We start from the raw sequence: 23,228 nt of genomic DNA on the forward strand, positions 1-23,228 counted from the left end.
ACTGGCGCATCGCCAGCAAGGTACAGGAGAGTGCCGGTTATGAATTTATCGATTGCTGATATCCGGCGCGGTCTGCGGGAAAAAACCTTCAGCGCCTGCGAGCTGGCGCAGCAGACGCTGGCGCACGTTGAGCGCGACAATCCGCGCATCAACGCCTTCACCGCCATCACTGCTATGCGAATGCTGGCTGAGGCCGCGCAAATCGACCGGCAAATCGCGAAGGGCGAAGCATTGCCCGCGCTAGCAGGCGTGCCGTATGGAGTAAAAAACCTCTTTGATGTAGAAGGTGTCACCACGCTTGCCGGGGCGAAACTCTTCAGCCAGCAGGCACCAGCTACGGAAGATGCCTTCGCACTTCGCCAGTTGACGCGCGCGGGCGCGATGCTCGCCGGGGCGCTGAATATGGATGCCTACGCCTATGGTTTTACCACCGAAAACAGCCACTACGGCGCAACGCGCAACCCACGCGATCCAGAGCGTATCGCGGGCGGCTCGTCCGGCGGTTCGGCGGCGGCTGTCGCCGCGGGGATGGTCAATTTTTCGCTCGGTAGTGACACCAACGGATCAATCCGCGTACCCGCCTCCCTGTGCGGTATTAACGGGCTGAAACCGACATTTGGCCGTCTGTCGCGTAGCGGTAGCCATCCGTTTGTCGCCAGCCTCGATCATATCGGCCCGCTGGCGCGTAGCGTTGAGGATTTAACGCAGGTGTATGACGCTTTGCAGGGGCCCGATCCCGACGATCGCTGGCAGTCCGATCGCGCCAGTGATGCCGCCTTGCCGCAGTTGCATGGGGAAAGCAGGCTGCGCTGCGCCGTGCTGGAGGGGTATTTCACCACCTGGTGCGATGATGATGCGCGCAAGGCCGTTGCCCGTGTCGCGCGAGCGCTGAATGCTGACAATGCGATAACGCTGCCGGAAGCGGAACTGGCGCGAACGGCGGCCTTTTTGCTGTCGGCAGCGGAAGGCGGCAACCACTATTTACCCGCCCTGCGCACCGACGCTGACGCGTTCGAACCCAACTCGCGCGAACGCCTGCTGGCGGGCGCGATGACGCCCTCGGCCTGGTACACGCAGGCACAGCGGTTTCGCGCCTGGTTTCGCGACAAAACATTGCCGCTATTCGATGACGTCGATCTGCTGTTAGCCCCGGCAACGCCTTGCTGTGCCACGCCGATTGGCGCACAGACCATGCATATCAATGGTGTCGATTTACCCATAAAAGCAAGCATGGGGATGCTGACGCAGCCAATCTCCTTTCTTGGCTTGCCGGTGGTCACCGTGGCGCTGAAAACCGCCTGCGGTTTACCGACAGGCGTACAGATTATTGGCGCGCCCTGGCAGGAAGCGCGCTGTTTACAGGCGGCATGGCGGCTGGAGCAGGCCGGTCTTCTTTTTCCACAGGATGCAGCATGAACCGAGATAATGTTGATCGCCCGGCGATCCTCAATGAAGTGACCACCGCGTTTTACCGCTATGAGCAGGCGCTTATCAGCAACGATATCAATGTGCTGGACGAGTTGTTCTGGGATGACGCACGCACCGTGCGTTACGGCGCCACCGAAAACCTGTACGGCATTGCCGCGATCCGCGATTTTCGCAACGCTCGCCCCTCAAGCGGGCTTGAGCGCGTGCTACGCAATACCACTATCACCACTTTTGGCGATGATATGGCGGTAGCGAGCACCGAGTTTACGCGGGAAAACAGCGAGAAAATTGGCCGCCAGATGCAGACCTGGGTGAAGTTCCCGTGGGGCTGGCGCATTGTGGCGGCGCATGTGAGTGTGATGGGGTAACAACAGCCCTCTCCGGTAAAGGAGAGGGAGAACATTAACCTTCATGCAGCCCGCATTCGCGTTTCAGGCCAAAGAAGCGGGTCTCTTCTTCTGCCATGCCTGGCTCCCATTTGCGGGTGGTATGCGTGTCGCCCACCGAAAGGTAGCCCTGATCCCACAGCGGGTGGTAGTTCAGCCCGTGTTTTTGCAGGTACTGGTAGACCGTGCGGTTATCCCAGTCGATGATCGGCAGCACTTTGAACACGCCGCGCTGAATTGCCAGCACCGGCAATGTGGCGCGGCTGCCGGATTGCTCGCGGCGCAGCCCGGCGAACCAGGTTTTCGCGTTCAGTTCGGCCAGCGCGCGGTTCATCGGCTCAACTTTGTTGATGTGATTGTATTTTTCAATCCCTTCAACGCCCTGCTCCCACAGCTTGCCGTAGCGCGCCTCCTGCCAGGCCGGGCTCTGCTCGGCGCGGTAGATTTTCAGGTTCAGCTTGAGCTTGTCCGTGAGCTCGTCGATAAACTGGTAGGTTTCCGGAAACAGGTAGCCGGTATCGGTGAGGATCACCGGGATATCCGGACGCACCTGGTTTACCAGATGCAGGCTCACCGCCGCCTGAATACCAAAACTTGAGGAGAGCACATATTCACCCGGCAGGTTTTCCAGCGCCCAGGCGACACGCTCTTCAGCGCTGAGTTTCTCAAGCTGCGTGTTGGTTTCAGAAAGCTGCAGTATGCGGTCTACTTTGGGCAGCTCGTTTAGCGCGTTCAGATCGAGTACGGACATATTGACCTCTCTTATCACCTCTTCCTCCCCGATCGGGGAGGAAGGAATCAGGCGTTATTCCCAGAAATCCCGCGCCGGATCGAGCACCGGGCGGATAATTCCAGCGCGGATGGTGAAGGCGCCAAAACCTTCGCCCTCTTCACGCTCGTGCGCCCAGCGTGCGACCAGTTCGTCGATAGCACCAAGGATTTCGGGTTCAGTAATGTTTTCGCGGTACATGCGCGGAATGCGTGTACCACTGCGATTACCGCCGATATGCAAGTTATAGCGTCCCGGCGCTTTACCCACCAGGCCGATCTCCGCCAGCATCGCACGACCGCAGCCGTTCGGGCAGCCGGTCACACGCAGCACAATATGGTCATCGCCCACGCCGTGTTTTTCCATCAGCGCTTCGACTTTATCGACAAACGAAGGCAGGAAACGCTCGGCTTCCGCCATCGCCAGCGGGCAGGTCGGGAATGACACACAGGCCATGGAGTTTTCGCGCTGCGGTTTTACCGCGTCCATCAGCCCGTGGCTGCGCGCCAGTTTTTCGATCTTCGCTTTCTGGCTTTCCGGCACACCGGCGATGATCAGGTTCTGGTTAGCGGTAATGCGGAACTCGCCTTTGTGGATCTTCGCAATTTCCAGCAAGCCGGTTTTCAGCGGTCGTCCCGGGTAATCCAGAATACGGCCGTTTTCAATAAACAGCGTCAGGTGCCATTTATTATCGATGCCTTTCACCCAACCGATGCGATCGCCACGACCGGTAAACTCATACGGACGGATCGGTTCAAATTTGATCCCGGCGCGGCGTTCAACTTCCGCTTTGAAGGTTTCAACGCCCACGCGCTCAAGGGTGTATTTGGTTTTGGCGTTTTTACGATCGGTACGGTTGCCCCAGTCGCGCTGCGTCGTAACCACCGCTTCCGCGACCGCCAGCGTGTGCTCCAGCGGCAGATAACCGAATTCGCTCGCCGTGCGGGCGTAAGTTTTCTTGTTACCATGCTCGATCGACAAACCGCCGCCAACCAGCAGGTTAAAGCCCACCAGCTTGCCGTTTTCCGCAATCGCCACGAAATTCATGTCGTTGGCGTGCAGATCGATGTCGTTCTGCGGCGGAATAACCACCGTAGTTTTAAACTTACGCGGCAAGTAAGTCTGGCCTAAGATCGGCTCTTCATCCGTGGTGGCCACTTTTTCCTGATCGAGCCAGATCTCGGCATAAGCTCGGGTGCGCGGCAGCAAATGTTCGGAGATCTTTTTCGCCCATTCGTAGGCTTCAGCGTGCAGTTCAGATTCGTACGGGTTCGAAGTACAAAGCACGTTACGGTTCATGTCGTTAGCGGTCGCCAGTGCGTCCAGCCCAACGGAGTGCAGCATCTGGTGCGCCGGTTTCACATTTTTCTTCAAAATGCCGTGAAACTGGAACGTCTGACGGTTGGTCAGGCGGATGCTGCCGTAAATGGTGTTGTCATGGGCGAATTGATCAATCGCCTGCCACTGTTTGGTGGTGATAACGCCGCCCGGCAGGCGGCAACGCAGCATCATCGCGTGGCGCGGCTCCAGCTTTTGCTCAGCACGCTCGGCGCGGATATCGCGATCGTCTTGCTGATACATGCCGTGAAAACGGATCAGCAGAAAGTTGTCGCCTTTGAAGCCGCCGGTCAGACCGTCATGCAAATCTTCCGCAATCGTACCGCGCAGGTAGTTGCTTTCGCGTTTCATGCGTTCGGCGTCGGTCAGTTTGCCTTCGACCACCAGTGGGCCGGGGTGTTTTTCGCTCATTAGTAGACATCTCGCTGATAACGGCGCTCAACGCGCAGCTCACTTAAAAATTCATCCGCCGCTTCGGTGTCCATGCCACCAAATTCGGCAATCACATCCAGTAAAGCCTGCTCAACGTCTTTCGCCATGCGATTGGCGTCGCCGCAGACATAAATGTGCGCGCCGTCGTTGATCCAGCGCCACAGTTCCGCGCCCTGTTCGCGCAGTTTGTCTTGTACGTAAACTTTTTCTTTTTGATCTCTGGACCAGGCCAAATCGATGCGGTTCAGCACGCCCTCTTTCACATAGCGCTGCCACTCAACCTGGTAGAGGAAATCTTCGGTAAAGTGCGGGTTGCCAAAGAACAGCCAGTTTTTGCCTGGCGCTTCATCGGCGGCGCGCTGCTGCATAAAGGCGCGGAACGGCGCAATACCGGTGCCCGGCCCAATCATAATCACCGGCGTTTGCGGGTTCGCCGGCAGACGGAAGTTATCGTTATGCTCGATAAATACGCGAACTTCGCCCTCTTCTTCTACGCGATCGGCGAGGAAGCTAGAAGCACCGCCCGCGCGGGCACGGCCTTCGACGTCATAACGCACCACGCCAACGGTGATATGTACTTCACTCTCCACTTCTGCCTGCGAAGAGGCAATAGAGTAAAGGCGCGGCGTCAGCGGGCGCAGCAGGCCAATCAGCGCGTCCGCATCCAGCTGCGCCGGAGAGAAACGCACCATGTCGACAATCGGCGTGGTCGCGGCGTAGTGCTGCAACTGCGCTTTATCACCGACCAGCGGCAGCAACGATTCGCTGCGCGTCAGGGTGGCGTAATTTTCCACGATATTGGCGGTGTTGACCGTCAACTCGAAATGCCACTGCAACGCTTCGGCAAGCGGCAGGGTTTTGCCATCGACCGTGACGGGCTCATCACCTTTCAGCCACAGCAGTTCAACCAGCTCTTTGACTAACGCAGGATCGTTCTGATACCAGACGCCGAGCGCATCGCCCGGCTGGTAACGCAGACCGGAGTCGCCCAAATCGATCTCGATGTGACGCACATCTTTTTCTGAATTACGCCCGGTGATTTTCTGGTTAACCGACAGGCTTGCACTCAGCGGTGCTTCTTTGGTGTACGGGCTGGAGACGATTTCATTCACCGCACCGCTGGCGGCAACAGCAGCTTGCACAGGCGAAGAGGCTGGCGCACGGGCTTTCAGCACTTCAACCACACGGGCGCGCCACTCTGCGGCGGCGGCCTGGTACTCCACATCGGCATCGACGCGATCCAGCAGACGTTCAGCACCCAGCTCAGCCAGTTTGCTGTCAAAATCTTTCCCGGCCTGGCAGAAAAACTCATACGAGGTGTCACCCAGACCGAAGACCGCAAAAGCGGTGCCATCCAGTTTTGGCGCTTTTTTCGAGAACAGGAACTTATGCAGCGCAACAGCTTCTTCCGGCGCTTCGCCTTCACCCTGCGTTGAAGCAACGACGATCAGCAGTTTTTCATTGGCGATCTGTTTGAATTTGTAGTCGCCTGCGTTGACCAGCGTAACATTGAGTTTCGCGGCCAATAAATCATCGCGCAGCGCTTCGGCTACACGGCGGGCGTTACCGGTCTGCGAGGCGGAAATCAGCGTAATAGAGGACGCTTCTGCGACCGACGTCGCAGCGGCAACCGCGCCAGCTGGCTGCTGATTCAGCACGCCCCAAAAATAGCCGGAAACCCAGGCGAGCTGGGTGGGTGTTAAATCAGTGGTGGCCGCCTGGAGGCGCGCCAGTTGCTCCGGGTTAAGCGGAAGCAACGCGGAAGGTGGGACCTGGGTCGTCATGCGTCGTATTGTTCCAGTAGCAATTCCCTTTCGTCTTTCGCGCAGCCTGTGAACGCGCCAACGCCGCGAAATCCATGGGGATATAATTTTAAAAAAGTGAAGTGAAACTAAGGTTAACGGTGGGGATAATAACAATTAAAGAAAGGTTGGAAATAATAAATAACCAAATGGACTAACCTGTTTTAGTTATAGTTGATAACACTAAAACAGGTTAAATAACTCATTGAATTACATTAATAAAACGAATGTATTGCGGTTCGGCTTCTGTCGTAACCGCTTTTAGTGATTTTAATTAATGCTAAAAAAGGTCATTTCCGCTACCATGCGGCGGTTTTTTTGGGAAGCCTGAGAGTTCATTATGTCGACCACGTTGTTTAAAGATTTCACTTTCGAAGCCGCGCATCACCTGCCGCATGTCCCGCAGGGGCACAAATGCGGTCGTCTGCATGGCCACTCGTTTATGGTGCGCCTGGAGATCACCGGCGAGGTGGATCCTTATACCGGCTGGATTATGGACTTCGCCGAGCTGAAAGCCGCGTTTAAACCGCTTTACGAGCGCCTGGATCACTACTATTTGAATGAGATCCCAGGGCTGGAAAACCCCACCAGCGAAGTGCTGGCGAAATGGATTTGGGATCAGATGAAACCGGTGGTGCCGCTGCTGAGCGCGGTGATGGTAAAAGAGACCTGCACGGCGGGTTGCGTTTATCGCGGCGAATAAACGACTTTCGTACCGTCAACCTGCGAGCCGGCCAGCCCTGCGGGTTGACAGCACATTTGCCCACGCTTTATCTGCTCCGCTCACCCTCTCCTGTCTATTTAACGCACCAGATAACCGCCATCAACGACCAGTAAATGACCATTTACATAATCTGAGGCGCGGCTGGCGAGAAAAATGACTGCGCCCATTAAATCCTGCGTATCTCCCCAGCGCATAGCCGGTGTGTGATCAATTCCCCATTTATATTGTTTGCGATCGTTACGAATGATCTGCGTGATATCCGTGGAGAAATATCCCGGCGCAATACCGTTTACCTGAATATTAAATTGCGCTAATTCGTCGCAATAGGCTTTTGTTAAACCGGCCAGCGCATGTTTTGTCGCGGAATAGGCGGGAGATCCCTGTTGACCTAAAAATGAACGCACCGAACAAATATTGATAATTTTTCCGCGAAGGTTTTTCGCCATCACTTTTGCCGCTTCATGACATAATTCAAAGGCGGCCGTCAAATTCACGTTAATCATCGGATCCCAATCAGTGCGATTAAACTCCCAGACATTATTCATTTTGCAGATGCCCGCGTTATTTACCAGGATATCAACCGTACCAAAACGTTCGCAGCAGGCGGCAATAATTTTTTTTGGCGCATCTTTTTCAGTGATATCAATCGCCATGAATTCAGCTTCTGCCCCCTGCTGCTTAATGGCTTCTTCTGTTTCCCCACTGTCAGCACTGATAGCGGGAATAAAAACATTTGCCCCCGCTTTCGCCAGTGCGACAGAAAATGCCTGCCCTAACCCACTATTACCACCGGTGACAATCGCAGTTTTACCCTGCAAGGAAAAAAAACTCATTGAGAAATTATTAATTGATCTTATTGACATTACTTGTTCCAAAATCCTTTTAGAAAAAGCGAAATCTCATAATAATGAGACAAACTTATTTTGAGAGATAAAACAACGAATGACTTCTATCACAGTAAAACAATGTTACATTTGATAAAGGTCAAATTTAAATTACCACCACAATTTACTTCGGAATAATCATCAATATTTAGCTTGCGTATTAATAAAAAACCCGCCAGCGGCGGGTTTTTTATTAAGCAATATTGAGATATTTGTGCGTCTGCATTGACAGCCGCCAGTTGCGGGCGATACAGGTTTCAATACACAAGCGTGTCGCATCCTCTTTCTGGCTTATCGGCTGCAAGGCGATTACCCGCTGCTTATCATCGTGCAGCTGCGCCAAAAGCTCGTCCAGCGCTTCAATATCGCGCACGCGGCCAACAGGGTGCTTAATCTCATCGGCGCGTTCCAGCGCCTGCTGGAGGACATCATAACCGCCGCGCATATTTACTTTCGGTGATACGGTGACCCAGGTGGCGTGCGACGTGCGAACGTCGTGCGTGCCGCTGGTTTCAATCTGACAGCTAAAGCCGTTGTGCTCCAGCAACGTGGTCAACGGGGTGAGATCGTGAATGCAGGGTTCACCGCCGGTAATCACCACATGGCGCGCAGTCCAGCCCTGGCGCTGGATAATGGCGAGTAGATCTTCACTGCTTGCCGCGCCCCATTTATCGCTCTCTTTGGTCTTCGCGAGAATGCTGTACAGCGAAACCTCCCGATCCGCGAGCTTATCCCAGGTGTGTTTGGTATCGCACCAGGCGCAACCAACCGGGCATCCCTGTAAACGAATAAAAATGGCGGGAACGCCGGTGAAGTAACCCTCGCCTTGCAGGGTCTGGAACATCTCGTTAATCGGGTACTGCATCGTCGCTCTTATTAGCAGGGAAAAACGCCATTATTGCAGATAACCCGCAGGGGATCATGTGCCATTTGCGCCGCGCACGGCGGGCTATTTAACCTGCTGATAATGAAAACTATCAGTTATGGCAAATTGTCATTACCTGCTATCAGCCGCTATCCTATGGCGGTTCTTTCTCTGGTTTGCCCCGCAAGGATGATGCAAATGGCGCGCATATTGGCCCTGTTGCTGGTGCTGAGTTTTACCCTTCCGGCGCTGGCTGTGCCTGTTCCACCGATGAATGGCGTGGTTAACGATCCCGAAAATCAGTTAAGCCTCTGGCAGCGTAAGGCGCTTATCCAGCAGGTGAGCGATCTCAACGCCCGCACGGGTACGCAAACCGCCGTACTGCTGATATCCACGACAAATGGCGAAACCATTGAACACTTTGCTAACGCGGTTTTTAACCGCTGGCGGCCTGGCGATGCCCGGCGTAATGATGGCGTGATGGTGCTGGTCGCCTGGCAGGACAGAAAAGTGCGTATCGAGGTAGGAAGCGGCCTTGAGGGCATGTTAACCAACGCGCTGGCGAAGCAAATCATTGATGAATATATGATTCCAGCCTTCCGGCAGAATGACCTGAATACCGGAATTGTGCGCGGCGTTGAGGGGATCAGCACCGTGCTTGCCAGCCAGCCACTGCCCAAAGCTCAACCCCCGTCATTTTTCGAGCAAATGGCTGCCTGGTTTTCCCTGTGGAAGAGTTTAATTATATTGGCGGTGGTTATCATTGCCCTGACGGTCAAAGGCAAAATCCTCACGCTGACAGGACTGTTTCTTATCGCCTGCCCTCTGGCCGTGATTTTGTTCGCTTACAGTGAACAACACCCTTTGCTGCTGCCTTTTACGATATTCTGCGCTGCCGTGCCCGCCTTTATTTTACTGATGATTTTGTGCGTATGGTTAATTTACCCGCAGCGGCTTACCGTCGCAGGCCGGCAAAAATATCGTGAGAGCAGGCAACTTACTTATTCGCGTGGAGGCGAGACCAGCACCGACACAACCACTTATACCAGCAGCGAGAGTTCCAGCCATAGCAGTAGCGACAGTTCCAGTGGTGGTGGCGGTTCGAGTGACGGCGGCGGCGCTTCGGGAAACTGGTGAGCCATAAAGCGCAAAAGAAATGGTGTAACCAGATATTATTTATTTTACATTTTGAATTGAATTTATAAATAATTTGCAGGCTAACAAAATAAAAATAATCCATTAAATATCATCGATATAAATATTTAACACAGCGTGAAGGAATCTTTTTATTTTATTGGTTGTCGTAGACAAATCCCCTGTGTTTTCTTCCTTAAAACCAGCTTAAGAAACCCCGTTTTTGTACGCCATTTTATTGATATGGCGTTTAGCTTTCTGTGCCTACAATCCGCCAGAACAACCATGATGAGAAAGCGTTGATGAATACATTATTGATTACGGGTGTCACTGGGTTTCTTGGCGGGGCGGTATTAGAAAAAATTCTTCACGACAATCTACCAATGAATTTATTGCTGCTGGTTCGTGCCGAAGATAACGAAGCCGGGCTTGCGCGCGTTAAAAGCAATATGCGCAAGTTCAACCTCAGTGATGAGGTACTGAACTCACTTTCAACGTCGCAGATCCTGCTCGGTGATTTGGGCGAACCAGAAGGTTTTATTACCGATCCACGGCTGGAAAATGTCACCCACGTACTGAACTGCGCAGCGGTGGCCTCTTTTGGTAATAATCCGCTGGTCTGGAAAGTCAACGTGGAAGGCACGCTGACATTTGCACGCCGGATGTCGCAAGTTGCCGGGTTACAGCGTTTTCTGCACGTGGGCACCGCGATGTCATGCACCCCGGAGCCGGATTCACTGGTACCGGAAAGCAGCGAGTTTCGCGAGAATGCCGAGCATCTGGTGACCTACACGCACTCCAAATCCACTATCGAACAACTGATGCGCAAAGAGTGCCCGCAGTTGCCGCTGGTGATCGCACGTCCGTCGATTGTTGTCGGCCATACCAGCCATGGCTGCACCCCGTCTACCAGTATCTTCTGGGTGTTCAGCATGGGGCTGATGCTGCAAAAATTTATGTGTTCACTGGAAGATCGCGTGGATGTGATCCCGGTGGATTACTGCGCCGACGCGCTGCTGATGCTGCTTAGCGGAGAGATTGCACAGGGTGAAGTGGTGCATATCTCGGCCGGGGAAGAGAATAGCGTCCGCTTTGCCGATATCGACCGGGCAATGGCGAAGGCACTGGAAAAAGCCCCGGTTGGCGATAAATACGCGCAGGTGAGCTATGAAACGCTGGTGAAAATGCGCCGCGAGCTGAAGGATATCTTCGGGCCGTGCAACGAGCGCCTGATGTTGAAAGCGATGCGTCTTTACGGAGCGTTTGCCACGCTTAACGTGCGTTTCAGCAATGACAAGCTGCTCAGCATGGGTATGCCGAAGCCGCCACGCTTTACCGATTATATCGCCCGCTGCGTGCAGACAACGCGCGGCCTGACGATTCCGCAGCAGATGGAAGTCGACTTTAAGTAGTCAAAAGCCCAAAAAAAATGCCAGTCAACTGACTGGCATTTTTATTTGATCAACGCTTAGCGATTACGCCTGGCCTTTGATCTCTTTACGACCGTTGAACGGCGCTTGTTCACCCAGCGCTTCTTCGATACGAATCAGCTGGTTGTATTTAGCAACGCGGTCAGAGCGGCTCATAGAACCAGTTTTGATCTGGCCTGCAGCGGTACCAACAGCCAGGTCAGCGATGGTCGCGTCTTCAGTTTCGCCAGAACGGTGAGAGATGACAGCGGTGTAGCCAGCGTCTTTCGCCATTTTGATCGCAGCCAGCGTTTCGGTCAGAGAACCGATCTGGTTGAATTTGATCAGGATGGAGTTAACGATGCCTTTTTCGATGCCTTCTTTCAGGATCTTGGTGTTGGTTACGAACAGGTCGTCGCCAACCAGCTGGATTTTGTCGCCCAGCACTTTGGTCTGGTAAGCAAAGCCAGTCCAGTCAGATTCGTCCAGTCCATCTTCGATGGAAACGATCGGATACTGTTTGGTCAGATCTTCCAGGAAGTGAGTGAACTCTTCAGAGGTGAACGCTTTGTTGCCTTCGCCAGCCAGAACGTATTTACCGTCTTTGTAGAACTCAGATGCTGCACAGTCCATCGCCAGAGTGATGTCTTTGCCCAGCTCGTAGCCCGCAGCTTTAACCGCTTCAGCGATAACAGCCAGTGCTTCTGCGTTGGAACCCAGGTTCGGCGCGTAGCCACCTTCGTCACCCACAGCGGTGTTCATGCCTTTGGATTTCAGTACTTTCGCCAGGTTATGGAACACTTCAGAACCCATACGTACAGCTTCTTTCAGGGTTTTCGCGCCAACTGGCTGAATCATGAATTCCTGAATGTCGACGTTGTTATCAGCGTGCTCACCACCGTTGATGATGTTCATCATCGGAACCGGCATGGAGTATTTACCCGGGGTGCCGTTCAGTTCAGCGATGTGTGCGTACAGCGGCAGGCCTTTAGAAGCAGCAGCAGCTTTAGCGGTAGCCAGAGAAACAGCCAGGATTGCGTTCGCGCCGAAGTTGGATTTGTTTTCGGTACCATCCAGATCGATCATGATTTTGTCGATGCCGGCCTGGTCTTTCGCGTCTTTACCCAGGATTGCCTGAGCGATCGGGCCGTTAACCGCGCCAACCGCTTTCAGTACGCCTTTACCCATGAAGCGGGATTTGTCGCCATCGCGCAGTTCCAGCGCTTCGCGGGAACCAGTGGAAGCACCTGACGGCGCAGCAGCCAGACCTACGAAACCACCTTCCAGGTGTACTTCGGCTTCAACAGTCGGGTTACCACGGGAGTCGATGATTTCACGACCGATGACTTTAACGATTTTGGACATTAGGTTTTCCTCAGTACAAGTTAAACTAAAACTCCAGACAAACAACGCGTACCGATGGTACGCGTTGCTGTTGTAACTTTTTTACTTCGCCTGGCGCTTCTGATACTCGCTGGCGGCTTTCACAAAACCGGCAAACAGCGGATGTCCATCACGCGGCGTAGAAGTAAATTCCGGGTGGAACTGACAAGCAACGAACCACGGATGATTCGGCACTTCGATGATCTCGACCAACTGATCATCCCCGGAACGGCCCGCAACACGCAGACCCGCAGCTTCGATTTGTTTCAACAGCATGTTGTTGACTTCGTAACGATGGCGATGGCGTTCAATAATGGTTGGCGCGCCATACAGCTGGCGAACCAGGCTGTCATCACCAAGCTGGCACTGCTGTGCGCCGAGGCGCATGGTGCCACCGAGATCGCTCTTCTCCGAACGCTGCTCAACGTTGCCGTCTTCGTCACGCCATTCGGTAATAAGCGCCACAACCGGGTATTTACAGTCTGGCACAAATTCCGTGGAGTTGGCGTTCTCCATTCCGACTACGTTACGAGCAAATTCAATCAACGCAACCTGCATACCCAGGCAAATACCCAGGTAAGGAATATTGTTTTCACGCGCATAGCGTGCGGTGGCGATCTTGCCTTCCACACCGCGGTAGCCGAAGCCGCCAGGGATAAGAATGGCATCAAGACCTTTCAGGATCTCTACGCCACGCGTTTCAACATCCTGCGAGTCAATCAGCTTGATGTTGACGGTTACGCGGTTTTTCAGGCCACCGTGTTTCAGTGCTTCAATAACCGATTTATATGCGTCCGGAAGTTCAATGTACTTACCGACCATACCAATGGTGACTTCGCCTGACGGATTCGCTTCTTCGTAAATAACCTGTTCCCATTCGGCCAGGTTTGCTTCCGGACAGTTCAAGCTGAATCGTTTACAAATATAATCGTCCAGCCCCTGGGATTTCAACAGGCCCGGGATTTTATAAATGGAATCGACGTCTTTCAGAGAAATCACAGCTTTTTCTGGAACGTTACAGAACAAAGCAATTTTTGCGCGTTCATTAGCAGGAACCGCGCGATCGGAACGGCAAATCAGAATATCTGGCTGAATACCGATAGAGAGCAGCTCTTTAACAGAGTGCTGCGTCGGCTTGGTTTTCACCTCACCGGAAGCCGCCATATAAGGCACCAACGTCAGGTGCATGTAGAGAGTGCGCTCGCGGCCCACTTCTACCGCCATCTGACGGATAGCTTCAAGGAACGGCAGGGATTCGATGTCACCCACCGTACCGCCGATTTCTACCAGCGCAACGTCATGGCCTTCGCCACCGGCAATAATGCGCTCTTTAATCGCGTTAGTGATGTGCGGAATAACCTGTACGGTTGCACCCAGATAGTCGCCACGACGCTCTTTACGCAAAACCTCGGAGTAGATACGACCAGTGGTGAAGTTGTTGCGACGGGTCATTTTGGTGCGGATAAAACGCTCGTAGTGACCCAAATCCAGATCGGTTTCAGCGCCGTCTTCGGTAACGAACACTTCACCATGCTGGATTGGACTCATAGTCCCTGGATCGACGTTAATGTACGGATCCAATTTCATCATGGTGACGTTGAGGCCACGGGCTTCAAGAATGGCTGCCAGGGAGGCTGCGGCAATGCCTTTACCCAGAGAGGATACGACCCCGCCGGTCACAAAAATATAGTTCGTTGTCATGCTGAACCTGAGAAGTTAGGTTTAAAAGACGATGGAATAACCAGGACGGGAAAGCAGTATACCCGATCATGGTCTACGCCACAAACTTTCATTGCCCCTCTCCTCTGTTCTTCAGGCCGCATCTGCATTGGCTTCTGTCACTCACCCCAGACGCGGCGCGTTTCGCTGCGTCTGAAGATTCGCTCGGTTGCCGCCTTGCTGCGACCCGAATTACTCGAAGAGGCGATTCTCAAGGCATTTCAACAAACTTAAGGAGTGTGAAAATAGCCACTTTTGGGTAAATGTTTTTGACGCAAATCAAGCGCTTGTTATTTAAAAAATCACACAAATCGCGCTTACTGGAACAAATGCTTTAAAGATCATGTTCCTGCCGTTTTACCTGTTGCCAGACATTTTCCATTGTTTCCAGATCTACACCGGTCATTTCCAGACCGCGTTCGCGCACAATACGCTCAACTTCGCGAAAACGCCGCTCAAATTTCAGGTTGGCTTTTTGCAACGCCACTTCCGCTTTGACGCCAAGATGACGCGAAAGGTTGACGGTCGCGAAGAGCAAATCGCCGACTTCCTCCTCCAGTTTCGCTTCATCAACCACCGCTTGTTTGGCTTCGTCCATGACTTCGTCGATCTCTTCGTACACTTTATCGAGCACCGGGCCAAGCGACGTCCAGTCAAAGCCGACGGTCGAGCAGCGTTTCTGGATTTTGTGCGCGCGCATCAGCGCAGGCAGGCTGTGGGGAATGTCGTCCAGCGCTGAGTGCTGAGATTTCTCTGCACGCTCTTCGCTTTTAATTTGCTCCCAACGCGCCAGCACTTCCGTGCTGTTTCCCGCATGTGCATCACCGAAAATATGTGGGTGACGACGCTCCAGTTTGTCGCTGATAGCGGCGCAAATGTCGTTGAAATCGAAACGCCCTTCTTCCTGCGCCATCTGCGCATAAAAAACCACCTGGAACAGCAGGTCACCGAGCTCACCGCGTAAGTCGTCAAAATCTTCGCGCGAAATAGCGTCCAGCACTTCGTACGTCTCTTCCAGCGTGTAAGGCGCAATGGTGGCGTAAGTCTGCTCTTTGTCCCACGGGCAGCCGTTTTCCGGGTCGCGCAGGCGTTGCATAATCCCGAGCAGACGATCGATTTGAGTCATGAGAAATTCCTGGTAATAAGTGTTAAGCCTCGCCCATCAAGGCGAGGCTCGGATGAGGAGAAAATCAGCCACCATGCAGGCGGCGAGCGTCGATGACGTCCGGCACCTGGTTGAGTTTGCCGAGCACGCGGCCCAGCACTTGCAGGTTGTAGATTTCGATATTCATATCGATGGTGGCCAGCTGTTCTTTGGTGTCGCTGCGACTGGCGACGCCGAGCACGTTCACCTTCTCATTGGCGAGAATTGTGGTGATGTCGCGCAGCAGACCGCTACGGTCGTTCGCCGTGACGCGCACCACCAGCGAGTAACCCGCCGAGTAGCTTTCGCCCCAGACGGCATCAACGATACGTTCCGGCGCCACGTTACGCAGCTCTTCCAGTTGATCGCAGTCGGCGCGGTGAATAGAGATCCCGCGCCCCTGAGTAATAAACCCGACGATTTCGTCACCCGGGATCGGCTGGCAGCAACGCGCAATATGGTGCATCAGATTGCCTACGCCTTCGACAACGACGCGGCCATTGTCTTTGCTGCGGCTTTGCGGCGTATACGTTTTCTGTTGCAGCTGCTTCAGCGCGGCGGCGTCCTGCTCCTCAGCACTCGGTTTATTGAACTGCGACTGCAGGAAATTCACCATCTGATTGAGACGGATATCCCCACCGCCAATCGCCGCCAGCAACTCGTCCAGTTCGTTAAAGTTGTAGCGCGGCAGCAGGAATTTTTCCGCCTCTTTCAGGCTGATACCAAGATGCGCCAGTTCGTCGTCGAGGATCTGACGCCCCGCAAGAATATTTTTGTCGCGATCCTGTTTGCGGAACCAGGCGTGGATCTTCGAGCGTCCACGGCTGGTGGTCACATAGCCCAGGTTCGGGTTCAGCCAGTCGCGACTTGGGTTCGGTTGCTTCTGGGTGATAATTTCGATCTGATCGCCCATCTGCAATTGGTAAGTGAACGGTACGATGCGCCCGCCGATCTTCGCGCCGATGCAACGGTGCCCGACATCGCTGTGAATATGGTAAGCAAAATCCAGCGGCGTCGAACCTGCAGGCAAGTCCACCACATCGCCTTTCGGGGTAAAGACATACACACGGTCGTCGAACACCTGGCTGCGAACTTCGTCGAGCATCTCGCCGGAATCGGCCATCTCTTCCTGCCAGGCGATCAGTTTACGCAGCCATGCAATGCGGTCTTCGTGCGCCGAACGCGGACCGCCAACGGTAGCGGTGCCCTCTTTGTACTTCCAGTGCGCAGCGACGCCAAGCTCTGCATCTTCATGCATCTGCCGGGTACGAATCTGGATTTCAACGGTTTTCCCGCCCGGCCCAAGCACTACCGTGTGGATAGACTGGTAACCATTCGGCTTTGGGTTAGCAACATAGTCGTCAAACTCATCCGGCAGATGGCGGTAATGGGTGTGGACAATCCCGAGCGCAGCGTAGCAGTCCTGTAAACGCTCGGCGACGATACGCACGGCGCGCACATCAAACAGCTCATCAAAGGCGAGGTGTTTTTTCTGCATTTTGCGCCAGATGCTGTAGATGTGTTTCGGGCGGCCATACACTTCCGCTTTGACGCCTTCGGTCTTCATTTCGGCACGCAAATGCCCGACAAATTCGTCGATGTAGTGTTCGCGATCGATACGGCGTTCGTGCAGCAGCTTGGCGATGCGTTTGTACTCCGCCGGATGCAGATAACGGAAGCAGTAATCTTCCAGTTCCCATTTGAGCTGCCCGATGCCCAGCCGGTTCGCCAGCGGGGCGTAGATATTAGTACACTCTTTCGCCGCCAGTACGCGCTCATCTTCCGGCGCATCTTTCACTTCGCGCAGATGGGCGATACGTTCCGCCAGCTTGATAACTACGCAGCGGAAATCATCCACCATCGCCAGCAGCATACGACGAACGTTATCGACTTGTTCGGAGGAGACGGAATCGGTGTGGGTGGCTTTCAGCTGGCGGATAGCCGCCATATCGCGTACGCCATGGATCAGGTTGACCACCGACGTGCCGACGCTTTCGCGCAGCACCTCTTCGCTGACCACTTCCGCATCGGCCAGCGGGAACAGCAGCGCCGCGCGCAGCGTGTCGGTATCCATGCTCAGCATGGAGAGGATCTCCACCATCTCGACGCCGCGCCACAGCAGTAATTCCGCGTTCGGATGTCCCTGTGTTTGTCGCAGACAATATGCCCAGGTTTCGGTTAAGCGTTCACACGACGGCTGACTGGTGATGCCCAGACTCGCGATCCATTTGGCCGGATCGAATTCACCCGCTTTGTTCAAATGCGCACTGCGTACCGCAACCATTGTCCTCTCCTTTCAGGGACCGGGCCTGCCGAACTCGACAAGCCGAAATTAATCATTTGTGATTCACAAACAACACCATCGATTCCAGGTGGCCAGTGTGCGGGAACATGTCCAGCATCGCCAGCCGCTGGATCTGGTAACCCGCATCCAATAGCGCTTCACTGTCGCGGGCAAGGGTGGCGGGGTTACAGGAAACGTACACCACTCTGCCCGGCGACAATTTTAGAATATGTTTCATCACTCCGGCAGCGCCTGCGCGTGCCGGGTCGAGTAAAACCTTGTCAAATCCACGGCTTGCCCAGGGCTGTTTCGTGACATCTTCCTCCAGATTTTCATGAAAGAATGTCACATTCTGCAAGCCATTCTGTTGCGCGTTATCCTGTGCTTTCGCCACCAAATCGGCGACGCCCTCCACACCGACCACGCTGGCCGCGCGTTTCGCCAGCGGTAGCGTGAAATTGCCCATGCCGCAGAACAGATCCAGCACCCGGTCGCCGGGCTGCACATCAAGCCACTCCAGCGCTCGCGCCACCATCTGCTGGTTAACACCATCGTTGACCTGAATAAAGTCCCGCGGGCTGAACGTTAAGCGTAGCCCGTCCGAGCTGTACCAGGGAGATTCTCCGCTAACCTGTTCCAGTATCTCGCTTTGTGGCGCGAGATACAGCGAGAGTTCCTGAGAATGCGAAAACTGTTCCAGTTTTTCTCTGTCTGTTGCACTTAATGCAACAGTGTGACGCAAAACCATTAATGGGCCATTATCGGCTTCCACCAGCTCAACATGTCCAAGCTGACGCACGGCCTGCAACCCGCTCAGGCATTCACGCAGCGGCGCCAGTAATGCCTCAAGACGGGGCACCAACACCGGGCAGCGGGTGACATTAATAATGTCGTTGCCGCCCGCTTTGCGAAAACCCATCTCCAGACACTGGCTTTTGGGCTGCCAGCTCAGGCTGAGCCGCGCGCGGCGGCGATAGCCCCAGGGTTCGCCTGCAATCACTTCATCGACGTCCCGTTTCATCAAACGCGCCAGCGCCGCACTTTTGCTGCGCTGTTGCAGGGCAATACTGGCATGCTGCTGCTGGCAGCCACCGCAGACGCCAAAATGCGGGCACAGCGGCGTAACGCGCTCGTCGCTATCATTCAGGCGACGTTTCACCTCACCGCGTGAAAACTGCCGCTTCTCCTCTTTCAGTACAATGTCCGCCGTTTCGCCAGGTAACAGCCCGGGGATGAACAGCGCTTTCCCGTTATGGCGCGCAACCCCCTGCCCAAAGGGATCAAGATCAGTTACGGTTACGGTTACTTTTTGACTAGTCGTCATACGTCGTTTTGCAGAGTAGAATTGCGCCATTGCAGGGATTTATCTCATTTACAGATTAATGGCCTAATTCTCCCATAACGGAACTCCATGACCAACTACAGCTTGCGCGCACGCATGATGATCCTGATTCTGGCGCCCACCGTGCTTATCGGTGTGCTGCTCAGCATCTTCTTTGTCGTTCACCGCTATAACGATTTGCAGCGTCAACTGGAAGACGCCGGTACCAGCATCATTGAGCCGCTGGCGGTCTCGAGCGAATACAGCATGACGTTGCAGGACAAAGATGCGATAGGCCAACTGGTGAGCGTTTTGCATCGCCGCCATTCCGATATTGTGCGGGCAATTTCCATTTACGATGGGCAGAATAACGTATTCGTTTCCTCTAATTTCCAGCTTGATGGCGATAATCTCCGGCTGTCGGAAGGGCAACCTTTTCCGCGCAGGCTCAGCGTCTCCCGGCGCGGCGATGTGATGATCCTGCGCACGCCCATTCTTTCCGAAGGATTTACGCAAACCAACACCGCGCTACCAGCGGATAAAATTACCGGCAACATGCTCGGCTATGTGGCGCTGGAGCTGGATCTCAAATCGGTTCGTTTGCAGCAGTACAAAGAGATTTTTATCTCCAGCCTGATGATTTTGTTCTGTATAGGCATTGCGCTGATTTTCGGCTGGCGCTTAATGCGCGACGTAACCAGCCCGATCCGTAATATGGTCAACACCGTTGATCGCATTCGTCGCGGGCAGCTCGACAGCCGCGTGGAAGGTTTTATGCTCGGCGAGCTGGATATGTTGAAAAACGGCATCAACTCAATGGCGATGTCGCTGGCGGCCTACCACGAAGAGATGCAGCACAACATTGACCAGTCCACTTCCGATCTGCGCGAAACGCTGGAGCAGATGGAGATCCAGAACGTCGAGTTGGATCTGGCGAAAAAACGCGCCCAGGAAGCGGCGCGCATCAAATCTGAGTTCCTCGCCAATATGTCCCATGAGCTGCGCACGCCACTGAACGGCGTGATTGGCTTTACCCGCCTGACACTGAAATCTGAGCTTAACCCCACGCAGCGCGATCACCTGCTGACGATTGAACGTTCGGCGAACAACCTGCTGGCGATCATTAACGACGTGCTGGATTTCTCCAAGCTGGAGGCGGGCAAGTTAATTCTGGAAAGCATCCCGTTCCCGCTGCGTAATACGCTCGATGAGGTCGTCATCCTGCTGGCACACTCGGCGCACGACAAGGGGCTGGAACTGACGCTGAATATCAAAAACGATGTGCCGGATAACGTAATTGGTGACCCGCTGCGTCTGCAACAGGTGATCACCAATCTTGTCGGTAACGCCATCAAATTCACCGAACATGGCAATATCGACATTGTGGTTGAGAAGCGCGCCATCAGTAACAACAAAGTGCAGGTTGAGATGCAGATCCGCGATACCGGCATCGGCATCCCCGAGCGCGATCAGTCGCGGTTGTTCCAGGCGTTTCGTCAGGCCGATGCCAGCATCTCTCGCCGCCACGGCGGCACCGGCCTGGGGCTGGTGATAACCCAAAGGCTGGTCAATGAAATGGGCGGCGATATCTCCTTCCATAGCCAGCCGAATCGCGGATCCACCTTCTGGTTCCACATTAATCTCGATCTCAATCCAAATGCCATCAGCGAAGCGCCTGCCACAGGCTGTCTGGCGGGCAAACGCCTTGCCTATGTCGAGCCCAATGCGACAGCCGCGCAAAGCACGCTGGACGTGTTGCACGAAACGCCGCTGGAGGTGATTTACAGCCCGTCGTTCTCGGCGCTGCCGCAGGCGCATTACGACATTCTGCTGATGGCGATTCCGGTGACGGTGCGTGAGCCGCTCAACATGCAGCACGACCGCCTCGCACGGGCCGCCGCCATGACCGACTACCTGCTGTTAGCGCTGCCTTGCCATGCGCAGGTAAACGCCGAGGAGCTGAAGCAAGATGGCGCGGCGGCCTGTCTGCTGAAACCGCTGACCACCACCCGCCTGCTGCCCGCGCTCACAGAATATTGCCGTGCGACCCGGCTCACGCAGGCTCAGCCGGTAGATGAAACAAAACTGCCGATGACGGTAATGGCGGTGGACGATAACCCGGCCAACCTGAAACTCATCGGCGCGTTGCTGGAAGATCAGGTGCAGCATGTCGAGCTGTGTGAAAGCGGTATACAGGCCATTGAGCGCGCCCGCCAGCTACAGTTCGATCTGATCCTGATGGATATTCAGATGCCGGACATGGATGGCATTCGCGCCTGCGAGCTGATTCGCCAGTTGCCACACCAGCAGCAAACGCCGGTCATCGCCGTTACGGCCCATGCGATGGCCGGACAAAAAGAGAAACTGCTCAGCGCCGGGATGAACGATTATCTGGCAAAGCCCATTGAAGAAGATAAGCTGCGCAGCCTGCTGCGCCGTTATAAGCCCGGCCCGGATATCGGCAGTTGGCTGATGCCACCGGAACAGGCAGTAGCACCGGCGGACATCGTAGTTGACGCCGACACCACGCTCGACTGGCAACTGGCGCTGCGCCAGGCTGCCGGGAAATCGGATCTGGCGCGCGAGATGCTGCATATGCTGGTCGAGTTCCTGCCGGAGATCCGCAATATGGTGGAAGAACAGCTGGTTGGCGAAGCGCCGCAAGGGCTTTCTGAAGGGATCCATAAGTTACACGGCAGTTGCGGTTACAGCGGCGTACCGCGGCTGAAAAACCTCTGCCAGCTGATTGAACAGCAGCTACGCAGCGGCGTTGCGGCCGAAGAGCTGGAACCGGAGTTTCTGGAATTGCTCGATGAGATGGATAACGTCACCCGCGAAGCACATAAATTGCTGGGGTAACCTGCCGCATAACCATTAGCGGGAGTTGAGGTTGGACACGTTGTGTATCCGCAAGTGGATAACCAACGCATTGATTATCCACTCAGCGTACCAGCGCCAGGCCAGTGAGGATGCGCTGATACAAGCCCGGTAAGCCTGCATGCTACCGGGCGGTTTGCGTTACAGCTTCTGCCCTGCTTTCAGCACTGCCGCCACGTTGCGCGCGGTCATGCGGACATTTTCGCCGGCATTTTCCAGCGCGTCTTCCAGCGAACAGACCTTGTAGATCACACTGAACACCGCATCGATACCGTGATGGTGTACCACGCCAACATCGGCGGTCAGGCTGCCGGCAATGCCGATCACCGGAATATTATGGCGCTTCGCCACTTTCGCCACGCCCACCGGCACTTTGCCGTGCACCGTCTGGCTATCGATACGCCCTTCGCCGGTGATCACCAGGTCAGCGCCAATCACGTACTCATCCAGCGCCAGCGCATCGGTGACAATCTCGATACCCTGGCGCAACTCTGCGCCGCAAAACGCATACAGCGCGGCACCCATCCCCCCTGCCGCGCCGCCGCCCGCCAGGTGCAGCACGTCCAAATCCAGGTCGCGGGCAATGATCCGCGCATAATGCCCGAGCGCTTTATCGAGCCTGTCGATCATCTTCGACGTCGCCCCTTTCTGCGGGCCAAACACCGCCGACGCGCCCTCTTTTCCGGTGAGTGGATTGGTCACATCGCAGGCCACTTCGATACGGCACTCGGCAAGGCGTTTATCCAGTTGCGCGGTATCAATTCGCGCCAGCGTTTCCAGCGCCGCACCACCCAGCGCAATCTGCTGGCCATTCTCATCCAGCAGCTTTGCGCCCAGCGCCTGCACCATGCCAGCACCACCGTCATTGGTCGCACTGCCGCCAATGCCAATGATGATATGTTTAACGCCCGCGTCCAGCGCATGGCGAATCAACTCGCCGGTGCCCCACGACGTGGTGATGAGCGGGTCGCGTTTGGCCGGGGGTACCATTTCCAGCCCGCTGGCGGCGGCCATTTCGATAAAAGCGGATTGCTCGTCGCCAGAAATCCCGTAGAACCCTTCAGCCTGCTCGCCGAGCGGGCCTTTTACCGCAACCTTAACGATACGCCCGTCGGTAGCGGCGACCATGGCTTCAACCGTCCCTTCGCCACCGTCCGCCACCGGTATTTTGACGTATTCCGCCGTGGGGAAAATTTCACGAAAACCGCTCTCAATCGCGGTCGCCACATCCAGGGCACTTAAACTTTCTTTGTAAGAGTCTGGTGCGATCACAATTTTCATAAGCCATCCTTACGCATATTCACGGCTTTAAGCATACACCCAGCAAAG

Annotated in this window: 17 protein-coding genes; 6 read left to right on the forward strand and 11 right to left on the reverse strand. The window is 54.8% G+C overall.

What is annotated here, in order from left to right; all coding sequences use genetic code 11:
* Positions 1–39: 39 nt before the first annotated feature.
* Both RT644_RS22295 and hpxZ read left to right on the forward strand, forming a co-directional pair.
* Positions 40–1,416 carry an AtzE family amidohydrolase gene (locus tag RT644_RS22295; RefSeq protein WP_313628155.1) on the forward strand — a complete coding sequence of 459 codons (1,377 nt, stop codon included), beginning with the start codon at positions 40–42 and terminating at the stop codon, positions 1,414–1,416.
* A complete protein-coding gene (gene hpxZ, locus RT644_RS22300; RefSeq protein WP_269231627.1) occupies positions 1,413–1,796 on the forward strand; it encodes an oxalurate catabolism protein HpxZ in 384 nt (127 codons plus the stop codon). Before RT644_RS22295 ends, hpxZ begins: the two co-directional genes overlap by 4 nt.
* A gap of 34 nt (positions 1,797–1,830) precedes the next feature.
* On the opposite strand, the gene cysH is transcribed toward hpxZ, so the two are convergent.
* Genes cysH through cysJ form a run of 3 tightly spaced genes read right to left on the reverse strand, consistent with a single transcriptional unit; the run spans position 1,831 to position 6,137 of the window.
* Positions 1,831–2,565, reverse strand: coding sequence for a phosphoadenosine phosphosulfate reductase (gene cysH, locus RT644_RS22305; RefSeq protein WP_313628157.1), 735 nt, complete (start codon positions 2,563–2,565; stop codon positions 1,831–1,833).
* Between the two features lie 54 nt (positions 2,566–2,619).
* Entirely contained in the window at positions 2,620–4,332 is a 1,713-nt protein-coding gene (gene cysI, locus RT644_RS22310; RefSeq protein ID WP_313628158.1) for an assimilatory sulfite reductase (NADPH) hemoprotein subunit, read from the reverse strand.
* Positions 4,332–6,137 carry an NADPH-dependent assimilatory sulfite reductase flavoprotein subunit gene (gene cysJ / locus RT644_RS22315; protein ID WP_313628160.1) on the reverse strand — a complete coding sequence of 602 codons (1,806 nt, stop codon included), beginning with the start codon at positions 6,135–6,137 and terminating at the stop codon, positions 4,332–4,334. Before cysJ ends, cysI begins: the two co-directional genes overlap by 1 nt.
* A 358-nt stretch (positions 6,138–6,495) precedes the next feature.
* Here cysJ and queD point away from each other — a divergent pair, with 358 nt between their 5' ends.
* Positions 6,496–6,858, forward strand: a complete 363-nt coding sequence (queD, locus tag RT644_RS22320; protein WP_017458754.1) for a 6-carboxytetrahydropterin synthase QueD — start codon at positions 6,496–6,498, stop codon at positions 6,856–6,858.
* Between the two features lie 98 nt (positions 6,859–6,956).
* Here the strand turns inward: queD and RT644_RS22325 are convergent, their stop codons facing one another.
* Both RT644_RS22325 and queE read right to left on the reverse strand, forming a co-directional pair.
* Positions 6,957–7,742, reverse strand: coding sequence for an SDR family oxidoreductase (locus tag RT644_RS22325; protein WP_045513288.1), 786 nt, complete (start codon positions 7,740–7,742; stop codon positions 6,957–6,959).
* A gap of 214 nt (positions 7,743–7,956) precedes the next feature.
* The gene (gene queE / locus RT644_RS22330) at positions 7,957–8,628 is read right to left on the reverse strand and encodes a 7-carboxy-7-deazaguanine synthase QueE (RefSeq protein ID WP_045513290.1); all 672 of its coding nucleotides are present in this window, start codon (positions 8,626–8,628) and stop codon (positions 7,957–7,959) included.
* Positions 8,629–8,826: 198 nt separating this feature from the next.
* On the opposite strand from queE, the gene RT644_RS22335 reads away from it, so the two are divergent.
* Both RT644_RS22335 and RT644_RS22340 read left to right on the forward strand, forming a co-directional pair.
* Positions 8,827–9,765, forward strand: coding sequence for a TPM domain-containing protein (locus RT644_RS22335; RefSeq protein WP_313628162.1), 939 nt, complete (start codon positions 8,827–8,829; stop codon positions 9,763–9,765).
* Positions 9,766–10,064: 299 nt separating this feature from the next.
* Positions 10,065–11,174, forward strand: a complete 1,110-nt coding sequence (locus tag RT644_RS22340) for an SDR family oxidoreductase (RefSeq protein ID WP_097406364.1) — start codon at positions 10,065–10,067, stop codon at positions 11,172–11,174.
* 63 nt (positions 11,175–11,237) lie between these two features.
* Here RT644_RS22340 and eno read toward each other — a convergent pair whose 3' ends face one another.
* The 5 genes from eno to rlmD form a co-directional block, all read right to left on the reverse strand.
* Positions 11,238–12,536, reverse strand: coding sequence for a phosphopyruvate hydratase (gene eno / locus RT644_RS22345; protein WP_045513298.1), 1,299 nt, complete (start codon positions 12,534–12,536; stop codon positions 11,238–11,240).
* An 81-nt stretch (positions 12,537–12,617) separates the two neighbouring features.
* Positions 12,618–14,255, reverse strand: coding sequence for a glutamine hydrolyzing CTP synthase (pyrG, locus tag RT644_RS22350; RefSeq protein ID WP_017458748.1), 1,638 nt, complete (start codon positions 14,253–14,255; stop codon positions 12,618–12,620).
* A 352-nt stretch (positions 14,256–14,607) separates the two neighbouring features.
* Entirely contained in the window at positions 14,608–15,399 is a 792-nt protein-coding gene (gene mazG / locus RT644_RS22355) for a nucleoside triphosphate pyrophosphohydrolase (RefSeq protein WP_045513302.1), read from the reverse strand.
* Between the two features lie 64 nt (positions 15,400–15,463).
* On the reverse strand, positions 15,464–17,701 hold the full coding sequence (gene relA, locus RT644_RS22360; protein ID WP_017458746.1) for a GTP diphosphokinase: 2,238 nt from the start codon (positions 17,699–17,701) through the stop codon (positions 15,464–15,466).
* A 52-nt stretch (positions 17,702–17,753) separates the two neighbouring features.
* The gene (gene rlmD / locus RT644_RS22365) at positions 17,754–19,055 is read right to left on the reverse strand and encodes a 23S rRNA (uracil(1939)-C(5))-methyltransferase RlmD (RefSeq protein ID WP_313628166.1); all 1,302 of its coding nucleotides are present in this window, start codon (positions 19,053–19,055) and stop codon (positions 17,754–17,756) included.
* Between the two features lie 57 nt (positions 19,056–19,112).
* On the opposite strand from rlmD, the gene barA reads away from it, so the two are divergent.
* Positions 19,113–21,881 (forward strand): two-component sensor histidine kinase BarA, encoded by a 2,769-nt coding sequence (gene barA / locus RT644_RS22370; protein WP_313628168.1) that lies wholly within the window; start codon positions 19,113–19,115, stop codon positions 21,879–21,881.
* Positions 21,882–22,040: 159 nt separating this feature from the next.
* Here the strand turns inward: barA and RT644_RS22375 are convergent, their stop codons facing one another.
* Entirely contained in the window at positions 22,041–23,180 is a 1,140-nt protein-coding gene (locus tag RT644_RS22375) for a glycerate kinase (protein WP_313628170.1), read from the reverse strand.
* Positions 23,181–23,228: the final 48 nt, after the last annotated feature.

Origin of the sequence: Kosakonia sp. (assembly GCF_032104925.1) — a bacterium.
In the GTDB taxonomy this organism is placed as follows: domain Bacteria; phylum Pseudomonadota; class Gammaproteobacteria; order Enterobacterales; family Enterobacteriaceae; genus Kosakonia.